A 19,950-nucleotide genomic window follows, 5' to 3' on the forward strand; every position below is an offset into this window, starting at 1 on the left:
TCCTGCTTCTTGACGTTGTTTGAACTTATGTATATTTATCCCGTATGAAGGGCGATTTGCTTCCAAATGGCGGTTTCGTCGAAAACGACAAACTCTCGTCGAATGCCACGTGGGCCAAACTCCACATGTGCGGCACCCATGACGTAGACATTCGCACCTGCCGGTTGCCCAAAACGCCCCCAGCCGTCGTGTTTTCCATAAAGAGAAAAGCGAATGGCGGCACGCGGTGGCATTAACGGATCTTCTCGGCCAATTTGATGCTCAATGGCGAAGTCGGCGTTAGGAAAGCTTGCACGTAAGCCAAGCCAAAAGGCTTCAACGGCAGACCATGAATAACCAGATTCACCACTGGGGTGTACGACCTGACACGCACGATCATAATCCTCTGGAATGCAGGAATATTCAGCGTTCATTAAACGTTTCAGGGTTTCTGCGTAAGCTTCACCCCATACGTTGTCATTACCTTTACCAAGGTAGGGACCCAACGTGTCTTGTTCTGGCGTAAAAGGCTTATTGCAGTTATCTGCACCGCCTTCGGCATCAATTTGGTTGATAGCAAATTGTTTGGGATCATGACCGAGCTGCTTAACAATCGATCCTTGGTCTCGAATCAACCATTCATCATTGATTTGATTGTTGATGGCATGGCAGTCGGCAATCACTTGGTAGCAAAGTTTTTTGCCTGTAGCTTTCCCAAATTGCCCGTCACGAGAGTGGGTGGCTTGTGACAAAATGCGGTGAGAAGACAGCATGCCTTCTTCCGGTGATCCTGACCAAATGACGTCCTCACCCAGTAACACGCGATCGGGGAGTTCGTTCAGTACAGCGCTGGTTTGCGCGATGACGTCCTTGTTACCAACAGAAATACCTGCGGGGGTTCTCACGACAATGTCTGACGAATAGTAGTCATGCAGCGAGTGGATGTTTCTTCCTTCCCAAATCTCTTCCGTGATGGACAAAATGTAATCGGGGAAGTCAGTGAACTTGCTATCAAAGCCTTTCATGATTTCCAACCTTTGGGGATTCTTGCGGAGGTGCGAACGACGAGCGGTGATCCGATAGCCACTTTTTGCGGCGTATCGTTTTCATGGCTGATTTGTTGCAACAGAATACGCACCGTTTCATTGACCATGATATCGGCGTGCTGGGCGAGGGTGGTGAGGCCGTAGCTGGGCCAGCTTGCGGCAGACACATCGTCATATCCCACCACGGAAACATCGTCGGGAATACGCAGTCCTAGTTCGAAGCGCAGGGTATCCATCACGGCAAGTGCCATGTGATCATTGGCGACGAAGACGGCATCAGGCGGGTCGTCCTGAAACATGGCTCTGGTTGCCGCGCTGGCTTTTGCCATATCGAACATGCCTTCGCCACGTGAGTGCAATTCCACTCCGGCTTGCTGTAAGCCAGCGCGAAAGCCAATTTCTCGGTCGCGCTGTGTTGATGTGCACTCAAGCCCCGCGATGTAGCTAATCTTTTCATGTCCGCCTGCCACCAGAAATTCTGCTGCTGCCATGCCGCCGCTAAAGTTATCAGACGTTACTGAGGAGAACTCACCACCTTGTTGAGCACGGTTGAACAGCACGATAGGTACGCCCACTGAACGACATCTTACGGCTAATTCTGAGGACAGTTCTACGGAAGCAGCAATGATGCCGTCAACTTGATAATCTAGAATTTCTTCAATGACTTCATCAACCACGCTGTCGACATTGTTCGCCATGAAAATCAGAACGTGATAGCCCTGTTCTTGTAGCAAGTTTGAAAGCTTTTCCAATGCGTCGGGGTAAAACTGATTGTTGAGATAAGCAACCACTAGCCCAATCACACGGCTTTTTCCTGAGACCATGGCACGAGCGAGTACATTTGGTCGATACCCTAATTCTTCGGCTGCATTTTTGACTTTCTCAATGGTTTTTTTTGACGCTGAACCGCCGGGCGTAAAAACACGGCTGACGGCGGATTGACTGACACCGGCATGTTTTGCTACATCTACTGAGGTGATCTTATCGTTCGCCATTATTCTGCTGTCCAACCGCCGTCGACTTTGAGTGAGGTACCTGTGACCATTCCAGATGCGTCAGAAGCGAGGTAAAGCACTGCACCCATTAAATCTTCGACTTCACCGACACGATCTAACTTAATGCTGCTTTGCAGCCAGGCCAATTTTTCCGGATCTGCGAATGTTTTTGCGGTGAGTTCGGTTTTTATGAACGTGGGGCAAATCGTATTGATGCGAATGTTTTGTTTGCCCCATTCAATGGCCATGGCTTTCGTAAAACCTTCAACAGCGTGTTTACTGGCGCAATACACGGCACGGTCGATGCCGCCAACGTGCGCCATTTGGCTCGAAATGCTAATAAAACTGCCGGGCTTTTGTGCTTCCATCAGACGACGAGCGGCAAATTGGAATAAGAAATAAGCGGCTTTGACATTCAAATTGAAAACGGTGTCGAAGTCGTTTTGTTGTGTCTCCAGCGCGGGAGAGTGAATAGCAAGGCCCGCAGAATTTAAGATGATGTCGTAGGGCTCTCGTTGATTCAGTGCTTGTTCAAGCGCGTCGAGTTGAGTGATATCCAACACCAAAATATCGGATTGGTAGCCTTCTTGGTCGAGGGCTTCTTTTAGCTCTATGAGTTTTTCTTCTCGTCGAGCAATCAAGGTGACATGGGCACCGGCTCGGGCAAGTGCAGTTGCGCATGCAAGACCAATGCCGGAAGAAGCACCAGAGATAAGCGCACGTTTGTTCGAGAGATCGAAAGAGGGTGTGATGGGTAGCGATATGGTCATAGCCTTTCCTTTGGCAAAACGACGGATCCCGTCGGTCTCGATGTGTTGAATGCTTTTAGTCTCGCAAAAACATCGACACCAAGTTGCGCATAAATGTCTAATAGATCGATAAGCACCCAGTTTTCTTTGATTTTCTTATCTTCGATGCGCCAAAAATCAAGGCTGCGTAAGGTGATTTTCTGATTCGTTGGTGCAAGGCCTAACCATCCATCACCAGACAGGGTTTGGCTCATGTTTGGCCAACCTGTTACCGCGACGTAGTTATCCTGAGCAAAGAAATGCAGTGTGATGTTTTCATTGTCTAAGCCTCTATCGGGCATTGCGTTTAAAAACGGGATTTGGTGCCATTGGCGAAAACCAGAAAAACCGCGACATGTGCCTATTCCTGATGGGCCATACCAGGTTAAATCATCATGCCAAGCCTCTGGCAGTTTCATAACACCTGGGGTGCCTTGAGAAGGATGACGCCCAAGGTTTTCGAGCATGCGAATGACAATCTCAAGGCTGTCATCACCATTTTGCTCGCTGTTCGCACGCTTGATCCCGTCGAGGGTAGCAGGAGCGGGCACTAAGCCTTCCCGGCCAAGCGACGGAGCCATCGGCCATGCGTTCGCTTGCGTCATGACTTCAACGATGTCCCAAATAGCCTGAACTTCTTCGATGCCATTCGGGGTAATGCGATAAAACTCGTGATATCGCATATGTACAAATTGTCCCGTTGGCGGAATGTCTAAAAACGGGGCAACGAAGGTGCCGCAGTAATAGCCGCAACAACCTACCCAGTGATTTCCTTGTTGGTCTTGCCCGGAAATCACAATTGTGTCGCGCCGTTCTGCATCAGGAATAGCGGTGACGAGAGCGTGATAACTGCTGTTTATCCATGCGCTGGCCCCGTGTTGATCGCCAAAGGGATAGCACATGTGAATGCTGGCATTTTCGCTAAACATGTCAGACGCAATATCATGAAGTGAAATGACATTGATGCGCCGCTGGCTTTCGCGCCAGCGGGTAAGCTCGTTCATCCATGATGCTATGCAAGCCGCGTTGGTCATTAAACATCAGCCTCGTGGTGCCGGTTGACCGTAGGGAACGTCTTTCTTCCCGTAGCGTCTTACACGAACATTACATTGCTCTGCATGGCCAACGAAGCCTTCTAATATGCACAGACGAGAGCCATATTCACCTATGGTTGTTGCTGCTTCGTCTGTTGTGATCTTTTGGTAGCTGTGGGTTTTGAGGTATTTTCCCACCCAGAGACCGCCCGTGTAGCGACCCGCTTTTTGAGTGGGCAGGGTGTGGTTCGTGCCAATCACCTTGTCACCATTGGACACGTTGGTACGTGGGCCAAGGAATAAGCCGCCGTAACAAGTCATGTTTTCAAGGAACCAATCATCGCGATCAGTCATCACTTGAACATGCTCATAGGCTTTTTCTTCTGACACTTGGAGCATCTCTTCATAGGTGTCGCACACGATGATTTCGCCGTAATCCTCCCAACTCACCTTGGCGGTATCGGCAGTGGGCAGTATTTCCAGTAAACGGTCGATTTCTAAAAGGGTGTCTTTAGCGAGCTTTTCGCTGTTGGTGACTAATGCGGCAGGGGAGTTGTAGCCGTGTTCTGCTTGCCCTAGTAAGTCTGTGGCGCACATTTCTGCATCGACGGTGTCATCTGCAATGACCATGGTTTCAGTCGGGCCTGCAAACAAATCGATCCCGACACGACCAAATAGCTGACGTTTCGCTTCGGCAACAAATGCATTTCCGGGGCCAACTAATAAATGAACGGGATCGATCGTTTCCGTTCCTAACGCCATGGCACCGACGGCCTGAATTCCACCCAGCACATAGATTTCATCGGCGCCACCCAGATGCATGGCTGCCACCACCGCAGGGTTAGGTTCACCTTTAAAAGGGGGAGTGCAGGCAATCACGCGGGGCACACCCGCTACTTTGGCGGTGGCGACGGACATATGTGCCGAAGCGACCATGGGGAATTTCCCACCTGGAACGTAACAACCCACGCTTTGAACGGGGATGTTTTTGTGGCCCAGAATGACGCCTGGCAGGGTTTCGACTTCAACGTCGGTCATCGAGTCACGCTGAATCTGGGCAAAATTGGTCACTTGCTCATTAGCAAAGCGAATATCCGCCATGTCTTCTGGCGATACCTTCGCAATCAAGTCCGCAATATCTTGCTCTGAAAGAAGGAAGGATGCTGGTGCGTAATTGTCGAACTTAATGGCCAGTTCTCTGACCGCAGCGTCACCTTCGCTCTCAATTTTCTTTAACGTGTCTGAAACGATCTGAACGACTTTTTCGTTATCGCTGACTTTGTCTGATTCAGATTTTCCCGTTTTAAGGTACGTAATAGCCATCTATGTGTTCCTATTGATCGTGTTTCCCCATTAACGGAGCAAATGGAGAGATTCAAAGTGATTGAGCGGGTGTGGGTGGTGTTTTTTGATGGGTATCGAACGCCTCCCAGCCTTCGTTATCAAATACATCCACGCCAAGCTGATGAAGAACGTGGGGGAAATCTACCATCACCCAGTTATCTACAATCTTTCCGTTTTGTACTTTCCAGAAATCCATGTAGCGGATTTCAACGGTTTGATTGGTGGGTTCGACACCCATAAACGTGCCAGTGTGTTTGGCGGTCTGATGCCCGAACGCCGCGGCCCATTCGCCCATGTAGAGACGGGCTTCATCAATGCAAGTTTTGTCTGAAAATGCAGCTTGAAAGGGCTTTTGCCAGTTGCGTTGAAAGGCTTCTAGGCCAATTTTTGTTCCACATCCTCGATTGCCAAACCACCGAAAGCTTTCAGAGAAAAACTCGCCGATATCACCGATTCGATGATCATTGAGTCCATCAACCATGGATTCGATAACGCGACGTGTTTCGTCGGTTTGGCTCAAATCAGTGCCTTTCGTCAAACTGGCTTGTTCGGGTCTTGAGCCTCTCATTCTGATGGGCTCCCGTTGTTGAGTCTTTCACCTGTGCTTGCATCAAAAAGGTGGCAAATAGAGGCGGGGATGTTTGTCGAAAACACATGACCAATCTCAGTGGAATAGTCTTTACTTGCTTTAACTGCTACGAGTGCATCACCTATTTTTACGGTGATCATCGTGGCTTCACCGAGCAATTCAATGGAGAAAACATTGGCGCTGATACCACTGATTTGGGTGGTGTCTGATGAGTTACCGACTGGATTCACCGTGGCATCTTCTGCGCGAAAACCCAGCGTGATATCCCCAGATAAAGAGGTATCTAGCCCTCTAATCGTCATGTTTTCAGCGGTAAACACACCATCATGAATCTTGCCTTTGACAAGGTTCATGGCAGGGGAGCCGATGAAGCTCGCCACAAAAGTATTTGCCGGATAGTTGTAGATTTCTGTCGGCGTGCCGACTTGCTGCACATTACCCGCGCTCATGACGACGACACGATCCGCCAAAGTCATGGCTTCAATCTGATCATGCGTGACATAAATGGTGGTGATTTGTAGTTCGTGCGACAGGTTCTTGATTTGGGCGCGTGTCGAGACTCTGAGTTTTGCATCAAGGTTTGATAACGGTTCGTCCATTAAAAACACATTGGGTTCGCGGACAATAGCGCGTGCTAATGCGACCCGTTGACGTTGTCCGCCCGAGAGATCAGCAGGGCGACGATGAAGAAAGTCTGTCAGTTCGACCATTTTCGCTGCCCGCATGACTTTTTCATCATGCGTCGCGGGGTCGATATGTCTTACCTTGAGTGGAAAGCGAATGTTTTCATACACGCTCATGTTGGGATAGAGCGCATAGCTTTGGAACACCATGGCGACGTCGCGATCCTTTGGCTCCAAGTCATTCACAACTTTGCCGCCAATCAGTATGTCGCCGCTGGTGGCTTCTTCTAGGCCAGCAATCATACGCATCGTGGTACTTTTTCCACAACCCGATGGGCCAAGCAATACGAGAAATTCCTTATCGGGAATGGTTAAGTCGAAATCTTTAACCCCGACGAAATCTCCCCATCGCTTGTCGATATGACGTAATTGCACTTCTGCCATGACTGCTCTCCATGTTCCAACACATTCTGAATTTTGGTGATTGGGTACGTATTCAAAATAAACAGTCAAATGCGCATCAGCAAACATGCTTATGCTGTATGTTTGAGTGTGATCACATAAATAAATCCGTATGCGTTTGTTTCTCAAACCCAAGAAATTCAAGTTAATCAGGCAGTTATAAATTGATTCTTCAGGGTGATTTTATTATTTATTATCTAATAATCAGAGGGTAACGACGTAACTAACCCATGTTAACGCAAGGTTAATTTCATGATTTTTGTTACTTGCCAATAATTGGATTAGGCATAATTATTTTTGCATACGTAATCAAAAATAGTTCTTGTTGTCGTGGTCTCAGGGAGATCTGGCTTCAAGTGTGTCGTGCTTAGAGTGCTTTTTACTGTAAGACGAAAACCCTTCTTGAGAAGTTGGAGAGGAAAATGAAAGTCAAACTGATAAGGACATTTGCGGCGGGTTTGGTCACCTTGTTCAGCCATACACTGAGTGCAGAACAAATTGACTGCGGTGTTGATGTTGGAAACGTGAGTATTCTGTCTAATGATTTTCCGGCATTGCATGCTGTCGCCGCGATGGCTGAGCGATGTGCGACAGACAAGGTTGTTGTGACCAAAAACCAGTCTAAAGATCATCGTGACATTCAATCCGCTGCCCTGAAGGCCAAGCCCTCGAAATATTCTACTGCGATTGTTTCTACCAGCTCGATTGTTCCGTTACTCAATGAAGGGCTGATTCAACCCCTTGATGATTTGGTGGCGAAATATGGTCAGAGTTTGCAGCCGACGCAGTTGATTAAAATTGATGGCAGCGTGATGGCAGTGGCTTTCATGGCCAACTCCCAACATCTTTTTTACCGTAAAGACGTTTTAGAGAAAGTCGGTGCGCAGCCGCCTAAAACCTATGACGAATTGATCGCGACAGCGAAGAAAATACAAAAAGACGGTTTGATGAAATACCCCATTGCTCTGAATACCAAAACAGGCTGGAACCTTGGGGAAGAATTTATCAACGTATTCAGTGCTACTGGAACGGGTTTCTTTAAGCCTGGCAGTGCAGTGCCTAATCTGAACAATGCCGAGGGAATAAAAGCGCTGAATACGCTGAAAGCGCTGACCGAATTGTCTAACCCTGATTTCCTGACGTTTGATTCCAATAGCACCCAAGCCCTTTGGGAAGAAGGCAAAGTCGCCTTCGCGTTGATGTGGGGTTCTCGAGGTACTGCAATTTTAGATGGAGAAGGATCGACGCCAGAGATTATTGGCTCAACGGTCTTAACCAATACGCCTGCGTTTACTGCTGATGGCACCCCTGGCGCGACCTTGTGGTGGGACGGCTGGACGATCGCCAGTAATCTGTCAGATCAAGATGCTGAGGCAACATTCAAAGTGATGGTGCAAGCAATCTCCCCTGACATGATGAAGGAAAACGCCCAAAAAGCGGTGTGGTTGATTGAAGGTTATGAACCAGACGCGTCGGCAATGGGCGTGATCAGCACGGTACAACGACAAGCCAACCCTTATCCGATGTTGCCCTACATGGGGCTGTTACATTCTGCACTCGGTGCTGAACTTCCCGATTTCCTACTTGGTAATGAATCCGCTGAACAAGCACTTAAAGATGTCGAAGATGCTTACATGACGTCTGCGCGCGAGCAGGGCTTCCTTTAATTTTGTTGCCCCGAGAGGAATCGGGGTTTTCTAACGGCAAAGGAGTGGGTCCATGCCACATCGTACGTTTATGAAGTTTATGTGGCCGTCTTTATTGGTCATGTTTTTGCTTATCGCATTGCCTATCGTGTCGGTGTTCGTTCAGTCATTGCATGTAGAGCATGAGCAGATAGTGCTTGAGACGGAAAACTGCGGACCGTTTGGCTGTAAGAAAACGGTATCCGTTGATAGAGAAGCCACGGAGAAGTTGCGTGAAGAAGAACCTCTAGGGCGCTTTAACGGGCTAGATACCTATACAAATCGAAGCCATTTGGCCTTTGAAAATGTGTCGGAAGCGTGGAGTGCGACGAATTCGCTCGGCGGTTTCGTAAACGGTTTGATGAATCTGCCTTTCTACAAGGCACTGGCTTTCACTTTGGCATACACCTTTATCGTTACACCCTGTGTGATTTTCTTTGGCATGGTGGTCGCCCTGTGTGTGAATGCATTGCCCAAGTTGATAAAAGGTCCCACGATTTTCTTATCGCTTCTCCCGATGATAGTGACGCCGTTGATTGGCTCACTAATTTTGTTTTGGATGATCGATGCCGATGGTGTCATTGGAGCGACCATCCAGAACTGGTTCCAAGATGACAGCTTGTCGCTAAAAGCATCACCCGCACTGACATGGATAACGCTGTTTGTGTATGGCATTTGGTCATCTATTCCATTCTCTTTCATTGTCTTTTACGCCGGATTACAAACGGTGCCAACAGACACCTTGGAAGCCTCAATGATAGACGGTGCATCACGTTGGGAAACCATTCGATATGTCGTCATGCCGCACATGGCACCACTGGTGACCTTTGTGGCTTTGATGCAGCTGATGGATAACTTTCGCGTGTTCGAGCCCATTGTGGGCTTTGCGGCCGAGGCTCATGCAACGTCGTTAAGTTGGTTGATCTTCAACGATCTTCGCGGCACAGATTCGCAATTATTTGGCTCCGCAGGGGCGACCTCCATGCTCACTATTCTCGGTGTGGCTATCTTACTTATGCCTGTATTTATACGAACATGGCGCGATTTCAACCGTAAGTCGGCGTAGGAGTTCATCATGGAAGAAGTACGTAGAAGGCCTATTTGGCTTAAAACATTGTCGATAGGGTTCGTGATTGTTTGGCTATTAATAGCAGCCGGCCCGTTCCTTTGGACCGCATGGGGCTCGTTTAAGGTTCAGGCGGATTTTTTCTCGAAATCTGATTGGATGAACGCGATTTACGGGGTGAAAACCTTGCTCGAAACCGGCGGTGAATTTACAGGGCAGGGGTATTACGGCGCGTGGATTGAGCAAGACTTTTGGCTTGCAGGGATCAATACATTCGTGGTGGTGTTTTCTGTTGTCATTATTTCACTCACCATAGGCACTCTAGGTGGGTATGCGTTGGCCCGTTCTGGTTTTCGATACTCTCTGTGGATTTTGATGATTGCCTTGGTGCTGCGCGCGATGCCGCACATCACCTTGGTATCCGGTTATATGTTGCCCTTTTTCGAATGGAATTTATGGGGGCACCTAGGCACAACAATCATTGTGTTGGTCGCGATTAACCAACCATTCACTCTCTGGATGCTGCACTCCTTCTTTTTGAATATTCCGAAAGACATGGATGAGAGCGCGATGGTGGATGGCTGCACGCGATTCCAAGCATTCCGACATGTGATCATCCCTGTCATGTGGCCTGGGGTAATCACCACAGGCCTGTTTAGTTTCTTGCTCGCTTACAACGATTTCGCCGTAACAGGCATGCTGCTGAGCCAAGATAACCAAACCATGGTACCGAAAATCGCGAGTTTCTTGGGGACAACACAGGTTGAAGGGAACGTGATGTTTGCGGTTGCAGCAGTAGTCTCTGCGATGATCCCGCTGTTCTTCCTTGTTCTGTTCTTCCAAAAACAAATCGTTTCGGGTTTAACCGCAGGCGCGGTGAAGGGGTAATTGATGCCGCAAGCGTTACAAGATGCTAAGCAGTGCGTATTGGCGTTTTATCAAACGCTTGATGACGCAAGTGTTCAAGATGTGGCAAGTGTGCTGGAAGTTCACTGCAGTGCTGACTATCAATGGCGTGGTTGCCACCCCTTCAATGAGTTGGAGGGGCAAAAAGCCGTCAATGAGCAACTCTGGCAACCGCTGAAAACCAGCTTGAAGAAACTGCAACGCCGTCAGGATATTTTCATGGCGGGAGAGAACAGCTTGGCACCTGATGGTTCGATGTGGGTTGTGTCTATGGGCCATCTTATGGGGCTGTTTGATAACGATTGGCTGGGTATCCCCAGAACTGGTCGCATGGGTTTTCTTCGCTATTGTGAATTTACTCAAGTGCAAGAAGGCAAGATCACGCAGTCAGCCATGTTCATGGATATTCCCGGTTTAATGGTTCAAGCAGGCGTGAATCCGTTCATGCCACAAACCGGTTCGCAACTCATTCAACCGGGACCGATGAACCATTCGGGTTTGATGTTTGATGAACAAAACACCGAAAAATCAGACAAAACACTGTCGGTGATTAATCAAATGATCACTGACTTAGGCAACTGGGATCATGACTTGAGCCTTGAAGAAGAGCTGGCCTTGAGTTGGCATGACGACATGATCTGGTGGGGGCCGACAGGCATCGGCGCGAGCTATACGATCGAGCGCTATGCCAAACAACACTCAGGGGTGTTCAGGTCTAGCTTCTCTGAGCGTGTTTTTAATGGTCATGTGTGTAAATTTGCGGAAGGGGAGTTTGGTGGATTTTTTGGTTGGCCTAACCTCTCGCTAAAACCTTCCGGTGGATTTATGGGCTTACCTGCCAGTGACAAGTTCTTCGATATGCGTGTGATTGATGTCTATCGACGTGACGGCGATAAATTGGCTGAAAACTGGGTATTTATCGATTTGCTGCACTTTTTCTATCAACAGGGCATCGATCTTTTGGCTCGGAATCAGTATCTCAGTGCAGAAACGCAATGTGACATTGCACCGAGGATCTAGAGCTGCTCCGTCGCGTGGACTGTTATAAGGTGGCGATTCAGTAGACACATTCAATAGTTCTTTGCCCAAACCCAGCTTAACCGAAATTATCGGTTTAGATCGCTAGCTCTAAGCCGCTTCTGTCAAAAGTAAGCCAGCGCAACTTCTTGGTCGCGCTGGTGGACGGTTCCATTAGTTGTTCAAGTAACGTTCAATAAGGTGCTGTTTGAAATACTCCGGATTGAGCGGTTCACCCGTCGCCTGAATCACTAATTCCTCAATCGTAAGCGTTGATCCTTTTGACCAAATTTTCTCTTCCAACCATGTACTGAGCGGCGCCAAATCTAGGTTCTTTAAGCATGCATCCACATCGACGGTTTACGTATGGCATGCATGAATTGTGCGGCATACATGGCGCCTAAGGTGTAGCTCGGAAAGTACCCAAAGCTTCCATCGGTCCAGTATGGAATGTCTACTACAGCTCAGTGAACAATTCGCATAATTAAAGAGCCAGGCTAGAAATCAAGGTGATGGAAAATAGCAGATAGCCCAAAAACACTATACAAACGGGTAAATATTTCATACATCCTCCTTTTTTTGTTGAGGGAGTTATCTCACTTATCTGCTGCAAAAAATATGAATTAGAGAAATGCATTGTTGGCGGTTCTTAGTTGGCAAATTTGAATTTCTCTAATTCATCGTATCTATGCATTTCGGCAGCAATAATGACCTCAGTTAGCCAGCAACGGCTTTGAAATCCACCACTGGAGTTATTATGAAATTGAAACCATTACGCACCGTTATTCCGGCACTATTGTTAGGCTTATCTAGCACGGCAGTCTTCGCCAACATGACGATGGCGGAGCGCACAATTCCAACCCCTGCTGGCATATCATCCGAGCTGGCGCAGATCATTGAACATCGAACAATCGCGCCACCACTTCCAGTACCATCCACAACGGAAGAATGGCTCGCATTACAAACAGTATTTGACGCTCCAGGTATTGAGATGGCGCAGCAAGCAATAGAGCGGCTAGGGGTGACTTACGAAGCGAAGCAGTTTGCAGGAGTCGATACTTTCTTTGTTACGCCAAAAAATATTGCACCTGAATATAAAGATAAATGGTTAGTACATATTCATGGTGGGGCGTTTGTCTTTGGTGGTGGCGAGTCTGCGTTACGAGAAGCGGTATGGGTAGCTAATGGGCTAGGTGCGCAAGTTATCTCAGTTGATTATCGTCAGCCGCCATTGCACCCGTTCCCTGCCGCAATCGATGATGCTGTCGCGGTATGGAAAGAGCTAACCAAAACACAGGCTGCTGAATCTACGGCTATATTTGGTACTTCCGCTGGCGGTAACTTAACGTTGGCGACAACCCTTAAGCTTCAAGAACTAGGTCTTCCAACGCCGGGGGCACTATTCGTTGGAACACCAGCGGTTGATCTCAAAGAGACATCTGACTCATGGCATACATTAGAAGGGCTTGATGCGCTTGGACAGCGTGAAGGATTCATTCAAGGTACGTTTGAATTGTACGCAGGTGAGGCGTCTTTAGATAACCCGCTGCTATCGCCAATTTATGCGCAAATCGATGATTTCCCGCCAACGATTTTTGTCTCTGGGACACGAGACTTATTACTCAGCGATACTGTACGTATGCACCGTTTGCTGCGTGGTGCTGATATCGAATCAGAGCTGCATATTTATGATGGTCAGTCGCATGGTGATTATATGAACGGTATTTTTGTTGATATGCCAGAATCAGATGATGCATTAAAAGAGTTAGGGCAATTCTTCAATACGCACATAAATTAATTACTAATTCACAGGGACGTGTCTTCTTTACTAGGGAGACTGTTATGACTCATCTATTTTCTTCATTGTTTCCCTGTATATCGACGTTATTGAACGCAAACCATCACTCTTCCCGGCAGCAATTGCTCTCTGATCATGGTTACTCTTCTTTGCTTTGGTTTGCGCCGATACGTGATCTGAATGACGACAATAAACCGCAACCGCCCAAAGGAAATCAATCCTCAGGAGGTGATGACTGTGCTTAGCAACGCACCCCGTCTATTACTCATGATGTGTTTGTCTTGGTTTAGTTCCAGTGTATTCGCTAGTGGCTCTCTTGAATTTGCTGATACCTCGAGCCCAAGCCAGACTCTCGTGAGCTTTATGGCTTCATCAGAGGTGGTGATCGATCATTGGAGAAGTGAACAGCTGCATCTGCCCGAGGCGCAGCATGCATACTCGCAAGTGATGCGCACGATGGATTTATCACTATTACCTAATCGCAGTCGAACGGTGGTTGTGATGGAACGAATTCTGTTATTACGCGAAATTATCGACCGGCTAGATAGTGGAATACACAGCAGTGCACCCGATTCGCAACAGGTTAGTGATGATGAGTTGACTCATTGGCGTCTTGCCAATACCGATATTGTTTTATCAAAACAAATGTCGGGAGACAACGCTGAGCAGTTTCTATTTAGCACCGGCACGATTCAGAGTTTACCTCGATGGTACCGAACGATATCTACGGTTGATTATCAGGTAGAAAACCGCAGTGATTACTACCAAGAATTTGTGCTCAGTCCTGGGCCATTATTTTCCAAGCAATTGATTCAATCATTGCCTCGCTCATTCAATCAGCTGTATGGGCCTTTGCCTTTATGGCAGTGGCTAGCGTTAACTGGCGTGCTAGTTTTATGCTCAGCGCTGGTGAAATTGAGCTTTCTATTAGGTTCTCAATGGAACACTCGCTGGGAAAATCGCGGGCGTAAATGGCGCACGGGGCGGATCATCTCGCTCGTTTGTACTGTGATACTGTTATTGTTAGCGAGGAAATTGATAGACGATGGTATCTGGATAACCGGTGCGATTTATCAGTTTTTCTCGACGTCATTCTTATTGGCCCAGTTCTTCTATGTCTCTTGGCTAATCATGGCAATTTTTAATTACTTTGCTGATATCTACGTATTTAAAAAATATCAAGGCAAACACGTAGATTCATCATTGATTACTGTGCTTGCCCGTATTTTTGGCGGTTTAACCATTGTCATTCTTGGCATTTATGTCATCGAATTCATGGGGTTTTCAATTTCTCCTATTTTGACGGGTCTAGGTGTCGGTGGTTTAGCCGTCGCGCTAGCGATTCGTCCGGTACTAGAAAATGTGATTAATGGCCTCACACTGTATGCTGATGGGGGCGTGAAAATTGGAGAGTTCTGCCGTTATGGCAGTAACTTCGGCACCATTGAAAGTATTGGGTTGCGCTCAACACGTATTCGAACGCTCGAGCGTTCCCTGATCACAATACCCAATTCAGAGTTTGCCAATATGGAGATTGATAACCTCGAGCGGCGAGACAAACGCAGAATGGACCATGTATTAAGATTGCGTCCTGAAGCAACGTTAGATCAGCTTCGAGTGCTCATTGTAAATCTACGCAGGCTATTGCTTCGGCACCCTATGTCAGATAAAGAGCCAGTGCGAGTGAGGCTGATGGGTATTGGAGAATACTCAATCAACATTAATATGATGGCTTATATTTGCTGTCGTGATCATGAAGAATTCATGGCAGTACAAGAGGACATCTTGTTTTCTGCATTAGCTTATGTAGACCAAGCTGGGGCGACCATTGCGCACTCGACTCAGTATCAACTGGTTGATAAACAACAGAATGACAATCTTGAGCAGAAGCTAAAAGCCGCTCAAGTGGTGGCACAGTGGCATGAAGATCAAGCCTTTCCATTCCCTGACTTTAGCTACGAATACAAGTATGAAATTAAAGATACCATCATGTACCCAACCAAAACCTCAGCAGTTCATCAAGACTCCGGTCGTTAGTGAAGCGAGTAACTCGTACCTTGTGCGAGTTACTTATTTTCCGGTTGAATTACAGTATCAAAGTAACGTTGTAGTGTTTGATGGATGAGTTGATTCAACGGAAAGCCACGCTTAGATTGCAAATAGCCACCATTCACCTGAATCTGACGCATTTCTTTTGGGATTACGGGTAACGGATAACAGCTCAACTCAGGCTCATGTTCAGTCATGAAACTACTGCCAAAGGAGAAGGCATCAGAGTTTTTTAATTTGTTGAGCAGAACCGTCACGCTATGTGTCGACAAAACAATATTTGCCTTATAGCCTTTGGCTAAATACAAATCTTCGATTGGCGCTCTTTTTGAGTTGATACCATCAACCAATATGCGAGTGATGGGCAGGTGATGGATCTCTTCCCATTCACTGGAGTGGCTAAGAACCGGATGATCTTTACGCGCGATGAGGCTGAGCTTTATCTCTTTTAGCTTGTGTTGGTAAATCTCTTGTGGAAGAGGGAACGTGGAAAAATGCAGCATGTAATCAATCTGACCGTTGAGCATGTCAGTGAGTGTTTGTTCTTGCCAATAGACCATTTTGAAGTTCGCATTGGGTAGAGCTTCTCTCAAAGCGGAAAATAGGCCTTCCCCATATTGATCCAGCAAGAAAATATTCATTGCGATGGTGATTTCACCCGTGAACTTTTCTGGTTCAAAGTTCTGATAAGACTCGACCACTTTGATTAAGGGGATAAACATTTCGTCGGCCGCTTCAGCCAGTTTTTCTGCTAGCTCTGAAGGCTCAACCCCGTGCGCTTTACGAATAAATAGCTGGTCACCAAAGGTCTCTCTTAACTTTGCCATTCCTCTGCTTACGCTTGCTTGTGATATTCCAAGCTTGTCCGCGGCGCTATGGGTATTGCGGGTTTCGACAACCGCCTTTAATAACTTAAGCAAATTTAGGTCTAGGTCTTGAAGTTCTTTCATTGGTTACCTTTTACAACTTTAGTGCGCAAACGTAGGTTAAGAATAAGGGATATCGTTCTTTGTTCAAGCACTTAAAAGTCATAGGACATAAAGAATATGGAGCTCGCTTCACATTCTAAAGTGATGACAGGGGCACAGTAAGCATCAGTTGATGCTTTGTCGTGTAAGTAGAAAGGGGAGTAACGTCCTTGTTACATTAAGATATTGTTGATTTGACTGGAGTTATGACTAGGCTAACGCGGCATGAATTATCGCAATTCATAGTTGCTAGGGTTATAAATATAAAATGACCCGCTAGAGGCGGATAGCCTGTCTAATTAATAATATTAAGTTTCGGATCAGACCACTCATTAGCCAGTAGATATTCTTGTGGCCCATACATACGCCAAGTTACTTCAAACTTATCATCATCTGTAGGAATGCAGTTAGTTAAGCCTGTGCAATCTCGAGCAAAGTTGACCACGGTATCACCAGTCATTCAATAAATTGCCATAGGGTCAGACATATCCACACCTTTTGTTTTATCTGCCAATGTATATACTGACACTGAGCAAAGAGTGACTAGAGCTAATAAATTTTTCATTGAAATCTCTTTTGTTTATATAAGTGGCGCCGTGTTTTTAATATGGTGATTGAGTGAAGTCCGGTAAACAAACTAAAATCCGTGTTTGTTGAATTCACAACTCCGAGTTGGAGGTTTAGTGGTGGAATTTAAATATAATTGATGGCAAGGTGTTAATTGTTGTTATAGGTAGAGTACTAGTAATTGGCGACAGGTGAATCCTACTTATTGCTTGATTGATACACTAAGAATTACAGTGGTTCATGTTTTCTAAGACTGTAAATATATAAAGCCAAACTATTTGTACTGAAATTAGCGTGCGGCTTAGTCGAACATTAAAATAATATAAACGAAGAATAAGACCAGATGCGTGGCTCCATTGAGCGGGTTGGTTCTACCGCTACTGAAACTGACACTGGTCATTAATAGGGTTGCGACGAGCAGCACCATTTCGGCAGGATCTAGACCAAGGCGAATTGGCTCATTCATGATATTAGAGATCATCAGTACAGCTGGCACGGTCAGGGCTATTGTCGCCAATACAGAGCCAAAGAAGAGGTTCATCGCCCGTTGTAGTTGATTGGTAAATGCCGCTTTGACAGCGCCCACCGCTTCAGGAGCAAGGATGATTAACGCTACAATTAAGCCGCCCAATGCTACTGGAGCACCCATTGTGGAAATGCCATCGTTAATCGGTAGCGCGAGACTTTTTGCCAGTAGAATGACAACGATTAGATAACCAACCAGCATAATGGAGTGGAATAAGTTGCTTTGCAGTGACCGTGATGGTCGTGGTGGTCCTCGTTATCAGCGTCAATAAAGTAATCGGTATGGCTACGAGTTTGAATGAATAAGAACACGGCATATAACGCGACAGACGCGAGCACTAAGATCCACATTAAGCCGGATGACATGTTGCCGAAAGCGTCTACGCTCGTAAAATTTGGTAGCACAAGACAAAGCATTGCAAGCGGAATAATAGCGACTAAGTAAGCCTTGATACCATCGAGGTTATAGGTTTGAGTGTGATACTTCAGGCCACCAATCAGTAGAGTAATACCGACAAAACCGTTTAGTACGGCCATGACGACAGCAAACATAGTATCGCGCGCGAGCACCGAGTTTGATTCACCAGTTAGCATGATGGATGACACCATAATGACTTCAAGTAATACTACGGAAAGCGTCAGTATTAATGTGCCGTAGGGATCACCAAGTTTAATCGCCAGTGCATCAGAGTGGCGAACAACGGCGAAAATGGCGGTCATGACCACATAGAACAATACTGCGGTGAGTAGGATATAGGGAATTGATGACAGACCGCTTACGAGTAGGTTATCACCAAGCAATTTAAAGAAGAGAATCGCGATAATACCGATGATCAGCACATATTCTTGTTTGATTAACTTGAGCATGATGACCCTTTTTAGTGTTCTCAATAGCTCGTTATGATCCTTTAACGAGAAAGCGAGAGTAAATAAATTAAGTGACTGATTCCGGTTCAGCAATCTATGAATGTAACAGTAAGGTTTAGTGGCTATTCAAACCATGAATTAGACAAATTCATATATGGAGTTAAGGCGGCGTTCAAAATTGAATTTCTTAAATTCCTTTTTTGCTTTTGCCTTATGTGAATAATGAGCATAACGATAACCACTATGTGAGAGGACATATGGATCAAAGCTTGATTCTCAACAACAGGCGCTATCGAATATGTGATTTGGGTGAAGGTGAGTGCGCGTTGATCGTCACGGCGGCGAGCGAGTTAGATTCATTAACGAAGACCTACTCGCCACATTGCGAGCAGCGATTAATCGTACTAGATATTTCGACAGCTTGGCCGCTGCAAATCGGAATTTTCAATCAAATTGAAGTAGGCCACTTGATTGATGACATTCGCTTACTGCTGGATATATATTGGTTGGAAGAGGTTAAAGTTGTATTGGGATCGCCTATGGAACACATCGCGAAGTATATTATTAGAGCTTTGCCAAAGTCTCGAATCACGGTGGAAATACAAAGTGAATCAGTTGATGTTTCGCACCTTGTATAAATATCATGGAAAAATTTTAATGTAGACGAGAGCTGTATGGCGTTTATCACGTAGCGTGAAAGTGTATGAAAATGAGCCAGCACGACATGATTTTATTGTCTGCTGGCGGCCATGTTTAGTCTTTTAAGTATCGATTGGTTAGGTGTTGTTTGAAGTGGTTTGGGTTGAGAGTTTCCCCAGTAGCTTGAATCACTAATTCCTCAGTCGTAAGCGTTGATCCTTTTGACCAAATGTTCTCTTCTAACCATGTACTGATCGGCGCCAAATCGAGGTTCTTTAAGCATGCATCCACATCGACGGTTTTACGCATGGCATGCATGAATTGTGCGGCATACATGGCGCCTAGTGTGTAGCTAGGAAAGTACCCAAAGCTTCCATCGGTCTAGCCTAAAATGTCTACTACAGGTAAAGTGGTTGAATATTAAACACTTGGAGGTGGACATTGGTCGCGCAGGTATATTCTTATCGTAGTTTTTCGAGCCCTCAGCAGAAGTTTGGAGGCTCGATTGAAAGGCAGAATGACTACGCCAATCAGATAGGCGAAGAGTATGGTCTAACGCTCAATGAAAAGCTTGTGATGACAGATGAAGGTCTGTCAGCCTTCCATGCCGATCATGTTTCCCGCGGAGCATTAGGGATCTTCATCAAAGCCCTGAAGAGGGGCTCGTTGAGCGTGGTTCAATTCTGATTGTTGATTCTTTTGATGGTCTGGGCCGTGACAAGCCCTTGGAAGCCTTGCATCAGTTCGAAGAACTAACTGGAAAAAGTATCACCGTCATCAACGCGAATAACGGCTTGGTTTACAACTCGACAGGAATTGCTGGAGTGAGTTGAACACTGCAGGTTCACCTGATCAAACTCTACCAGAGGCGAATGCAGAAAGAGGAGAACTATCGGGCCCTGAAAAGCCTTGTTTAAGGTGGGGGGAGGCGCAGTCGCCCATGCAGTTCAAGTTCGAAGAAAATCGCTTCCGTGGCAGTGAACGCTACAAAAATAAAATTCAC

At 46.5% G+C, this 19,950-nt stretch carries 15 protein-coding genes and 3 pseudogenes; 7 read left to right on the forward strand and 11 right to left on the reverse strand.

Features of this window, described 5'->3' with window-relative positions; all coding sequences use genetic code 11:
- Positions 1-35: 35 nt before the first annotated feature.
- From AC3CIC_RS07490 to AC3CIC_RS07520, 7 genes are read right to left on the reverse strand one after another with little or no spacing between them, the layout of a single operon-like run.
- Complete coding sequence (locus AC3CIC_RS07490; RefSeq protein WP_488515795.1) at positions 36-1,004, reverse strand: nuclear transport factor 2 family protein; 969 nt, start codon at positions 1,002-1,004, stop codon at positions 36-38.
- Positions 1,001-2,020, reverse strand: a complete 1,020-nt coding sequence (locus tag AC3CIC_RS07495; protein WP_488515796.1) for a LacI family DNA-binding transcriptional regulator — start codon at positions 2,018-2,020, stop codon at positions 1,001-1,003. Before AC3CIC_RS07495 ends, AC3CIC_RS07490 begins: the two co-directional genes overlap by 4 nt.
- Positions 2,020-2,790, reverse strand: coding sequence for an SDR family NAD(P)-dependent oxidoreductase (locus AC3CIC_RS07500; protein WP_488515797.1), 771 nt, complete (start codon positions 2,788-2,790; stop codon positions 2,020-2,022). Before AC3CIC_RS07500 ends, AC3CIC_RS07495 begins: the two co-directional genes overlap by 1 nt.
- Positions 2,787-3,812 (reverse strand): ester cyclase, encoded by a 1,026-nt coding sequence (locus tag AC3CIC_RS07505; protein ID WP_488515798.1) that lies wholly within the window; start codon positions 3,810-3,812, stop codon positions 2,787-2,789. The genes AC3CIC_RS07500 and AC3CIC_RS07505 overlap by 4 nt, the downstream gene beginning before the upstream one ends.
- A 36-nt stretch (positions 3,813-3,848) precedes the next feature.
- The gene (gene hisD / locus AC3CIC_RS07510; RefSeq protein ID WP_488515799.1) at positions 3,849-5,165 is read right to left on the reverse strand and encodes a histidinol dehydrogenase; all 1,317 of its coding nucleotides are present in this window, start codon (positions 5,163-5,165) and stop codon (positions 3,849-3,851) included.
- A 52-nt stretch (positions 5,166-5,217) separates the two neighbouring features.
- Positions 5,218-5,754 carry an ester cyclase gene (locus tag AC3CIC_RS07515; RefSeq protein ID WP_488515800.1) on the reverse strand — a complete coding sequence of 179 codons (537 nt, stop codon included), beginning with the start codon at positions 5,752-5,754 and terminating at the stop codon, positions 5,218-5,220.
- Entirely contained in the window at positions 5,751-6,842 is a 1,092-nt protein-coding gene (locus AC3CIC_RS07520; RefSeq protein WP_488515801.1) for an ABC transporter ATP-binding protein, read from the reverse strand. Before AC3CIC_RS07520 ends, AC3CIC_RS07515 begins: the two co-directional genes overlap by 4 nt.
- 440 nt (positions 6,843-7,282) lie before the next feature.
- On the opposite strand from AC3CIC_RS07520, the gene AC3CIC_RS07525 reads away from it, so the two are divergent.
- From AC3CIC_RS07525 to AC3CIC_RS07540, 4 genes are read left to right on the forward strand one after another with little or no spacing between them, the layout of a single operon-like run.
- Positions 7,283-8,527, forward strand: coding sequence for an ABC transporter substrate-binding protein (locus AC3CIC_RS07525; protein ID WP_488515802.1), 1,245 nt, complete (start codon positions 7,283-7,285; stop codon positions 8,525-8,527).
- Positions 8,528-8,579: 52 nt separating this feature from the next.
- Complete coding sequence (locus tag AC3CIC_RS07530; protein WP_488515803.1) at positions 8,580-9,611, forward strand: carbohydrate ABC transporter permease; 1,032 nt, start codon at positions 8,580-8,582, stop codon at positions 9,609-9,611.
- Between the two features lie 9 nt (positions 9,612-9,620).
- Positions 9,621-10,499, forward strand: a complete 879-nt coding sequence (locus tag AC3CIC_RS07535; RefSeq protein ID WP_488515804.1) for a carbohydrate ABC transporter permease — start codon at positions 9,621-9,623, stop codon at positions 10,497-10,499.
- 3 nt (positions 10,500-10,502) lie between these two features.
- Entirely contained in the window at positions 10,503-11,537 is a 1,035-nt protein-coding gene (locus AC3CIC_RS07540) for a nuclear transport factor 2 family protein (protein WP_488515805.1), read from the forward strand.
- A gap of 171 nt (positions 11,538-11,708) precedes the next feature.
- On the opposite strand, the pseudogene AC3CIC_RS07545 reads toward AC3CIC_RS07540, so the two are convergent.
- Positions 11,709-11,980, reverse strand: a pseudogene (locus tag AC3CIC_RS07545) (carboxypeptidase); the annotation flags it as partial.
- Positions 11,981-12,291: 311 nt separating this feature from the next.
- Between AC3CIC_RS07545 and AC3CIC_RS07550 the strand changes: the two are divergent.
- Positions 12,292-13,332 carry an alpha/beta hydrolase gene (locus AC3CIC_RS07550; RefSeq protein WP_488515806.1) on the forward strand — a complete coding sequence of 347 codons (1,041 nt, stop codon included), beginning with the start codon at positions 12,292-12,294 and terminating at the stop codon, positions 13,330-13,332.
- Positions 13,333-13,563: 231 nt separating this feature from the next.
- Complete coding sequence (locus AC3CIC_RS07555; protein ID WP_488515807.1) at positions 13,564-15,369, forward strand: mechanosensitive ion channel family protein; 1,806 nt, start codon at positions 13,564-13,566, stop codon at positions 15,367-15,369.
- A gap of 29 nt (positions 15,370-15,398) precedes the next feature.
- On the opposite strand, the gene AC3CIC_RS07560 is transcribed toward AC3CIC_RS07555, so the two are convergent.
- Both AC3CIC_RS07560 and AC3CIC_RS07565 read right to left on the reverse strand, forming a co-directional pair.
- On the reverse strand, positions 15,399-16,331 hold the full coding sequence (locus tag AC3CIC_RS07560) for a LysR family transcriptional regulator (RefSeq protein ID WP_488515808.1): 933 nt from the start codon (positions 16,329-16,331) through the stop codon (positions 15,399-15,401).
- 886 nt (positions 16,332-17,217) lie between these two features.
- A pseudogene (locus AC3CIC_RS07565) lies at positions 17,218-18,308 on the reverse strand (calcium:cation antiporter).
- 257 nt (positions 18,309-18,565) lie between these two features.
- Between AC3CIC_RS07565 and AC3CIC_RS07570 the strand changes: the two are divergent.
- Positions 18,566-18,946: a hypothetical protein gene (locus AC3CIC_RS07570; protein WP_488515809.1), complete on the forward strand. Its 381-nt coding sequence runs from the start codon at positions 18,566-18,568 to the stop codon at positions 18,944-18,946.
- A 115-nt stretch (positions 18,947-19,061) separates the two neighbouring features.
- On the opposite strand, the pseudogene AC3CIC_RS07575 reads toward AC3CIC_RS07570, so the two are convergent.
- A pseudogene (locus AC3CIC_RS07575) lies at positions 19,062-19,328 on the reverse strand (carboxypeptidase M32); the annotation flags it as partial.
- Positions 19,329-19,950 lie beyond the last annotated feature (622 nt).

The organism is Enterovibrio sp. QJM3NY_24 (assembly GCF_057786035.1).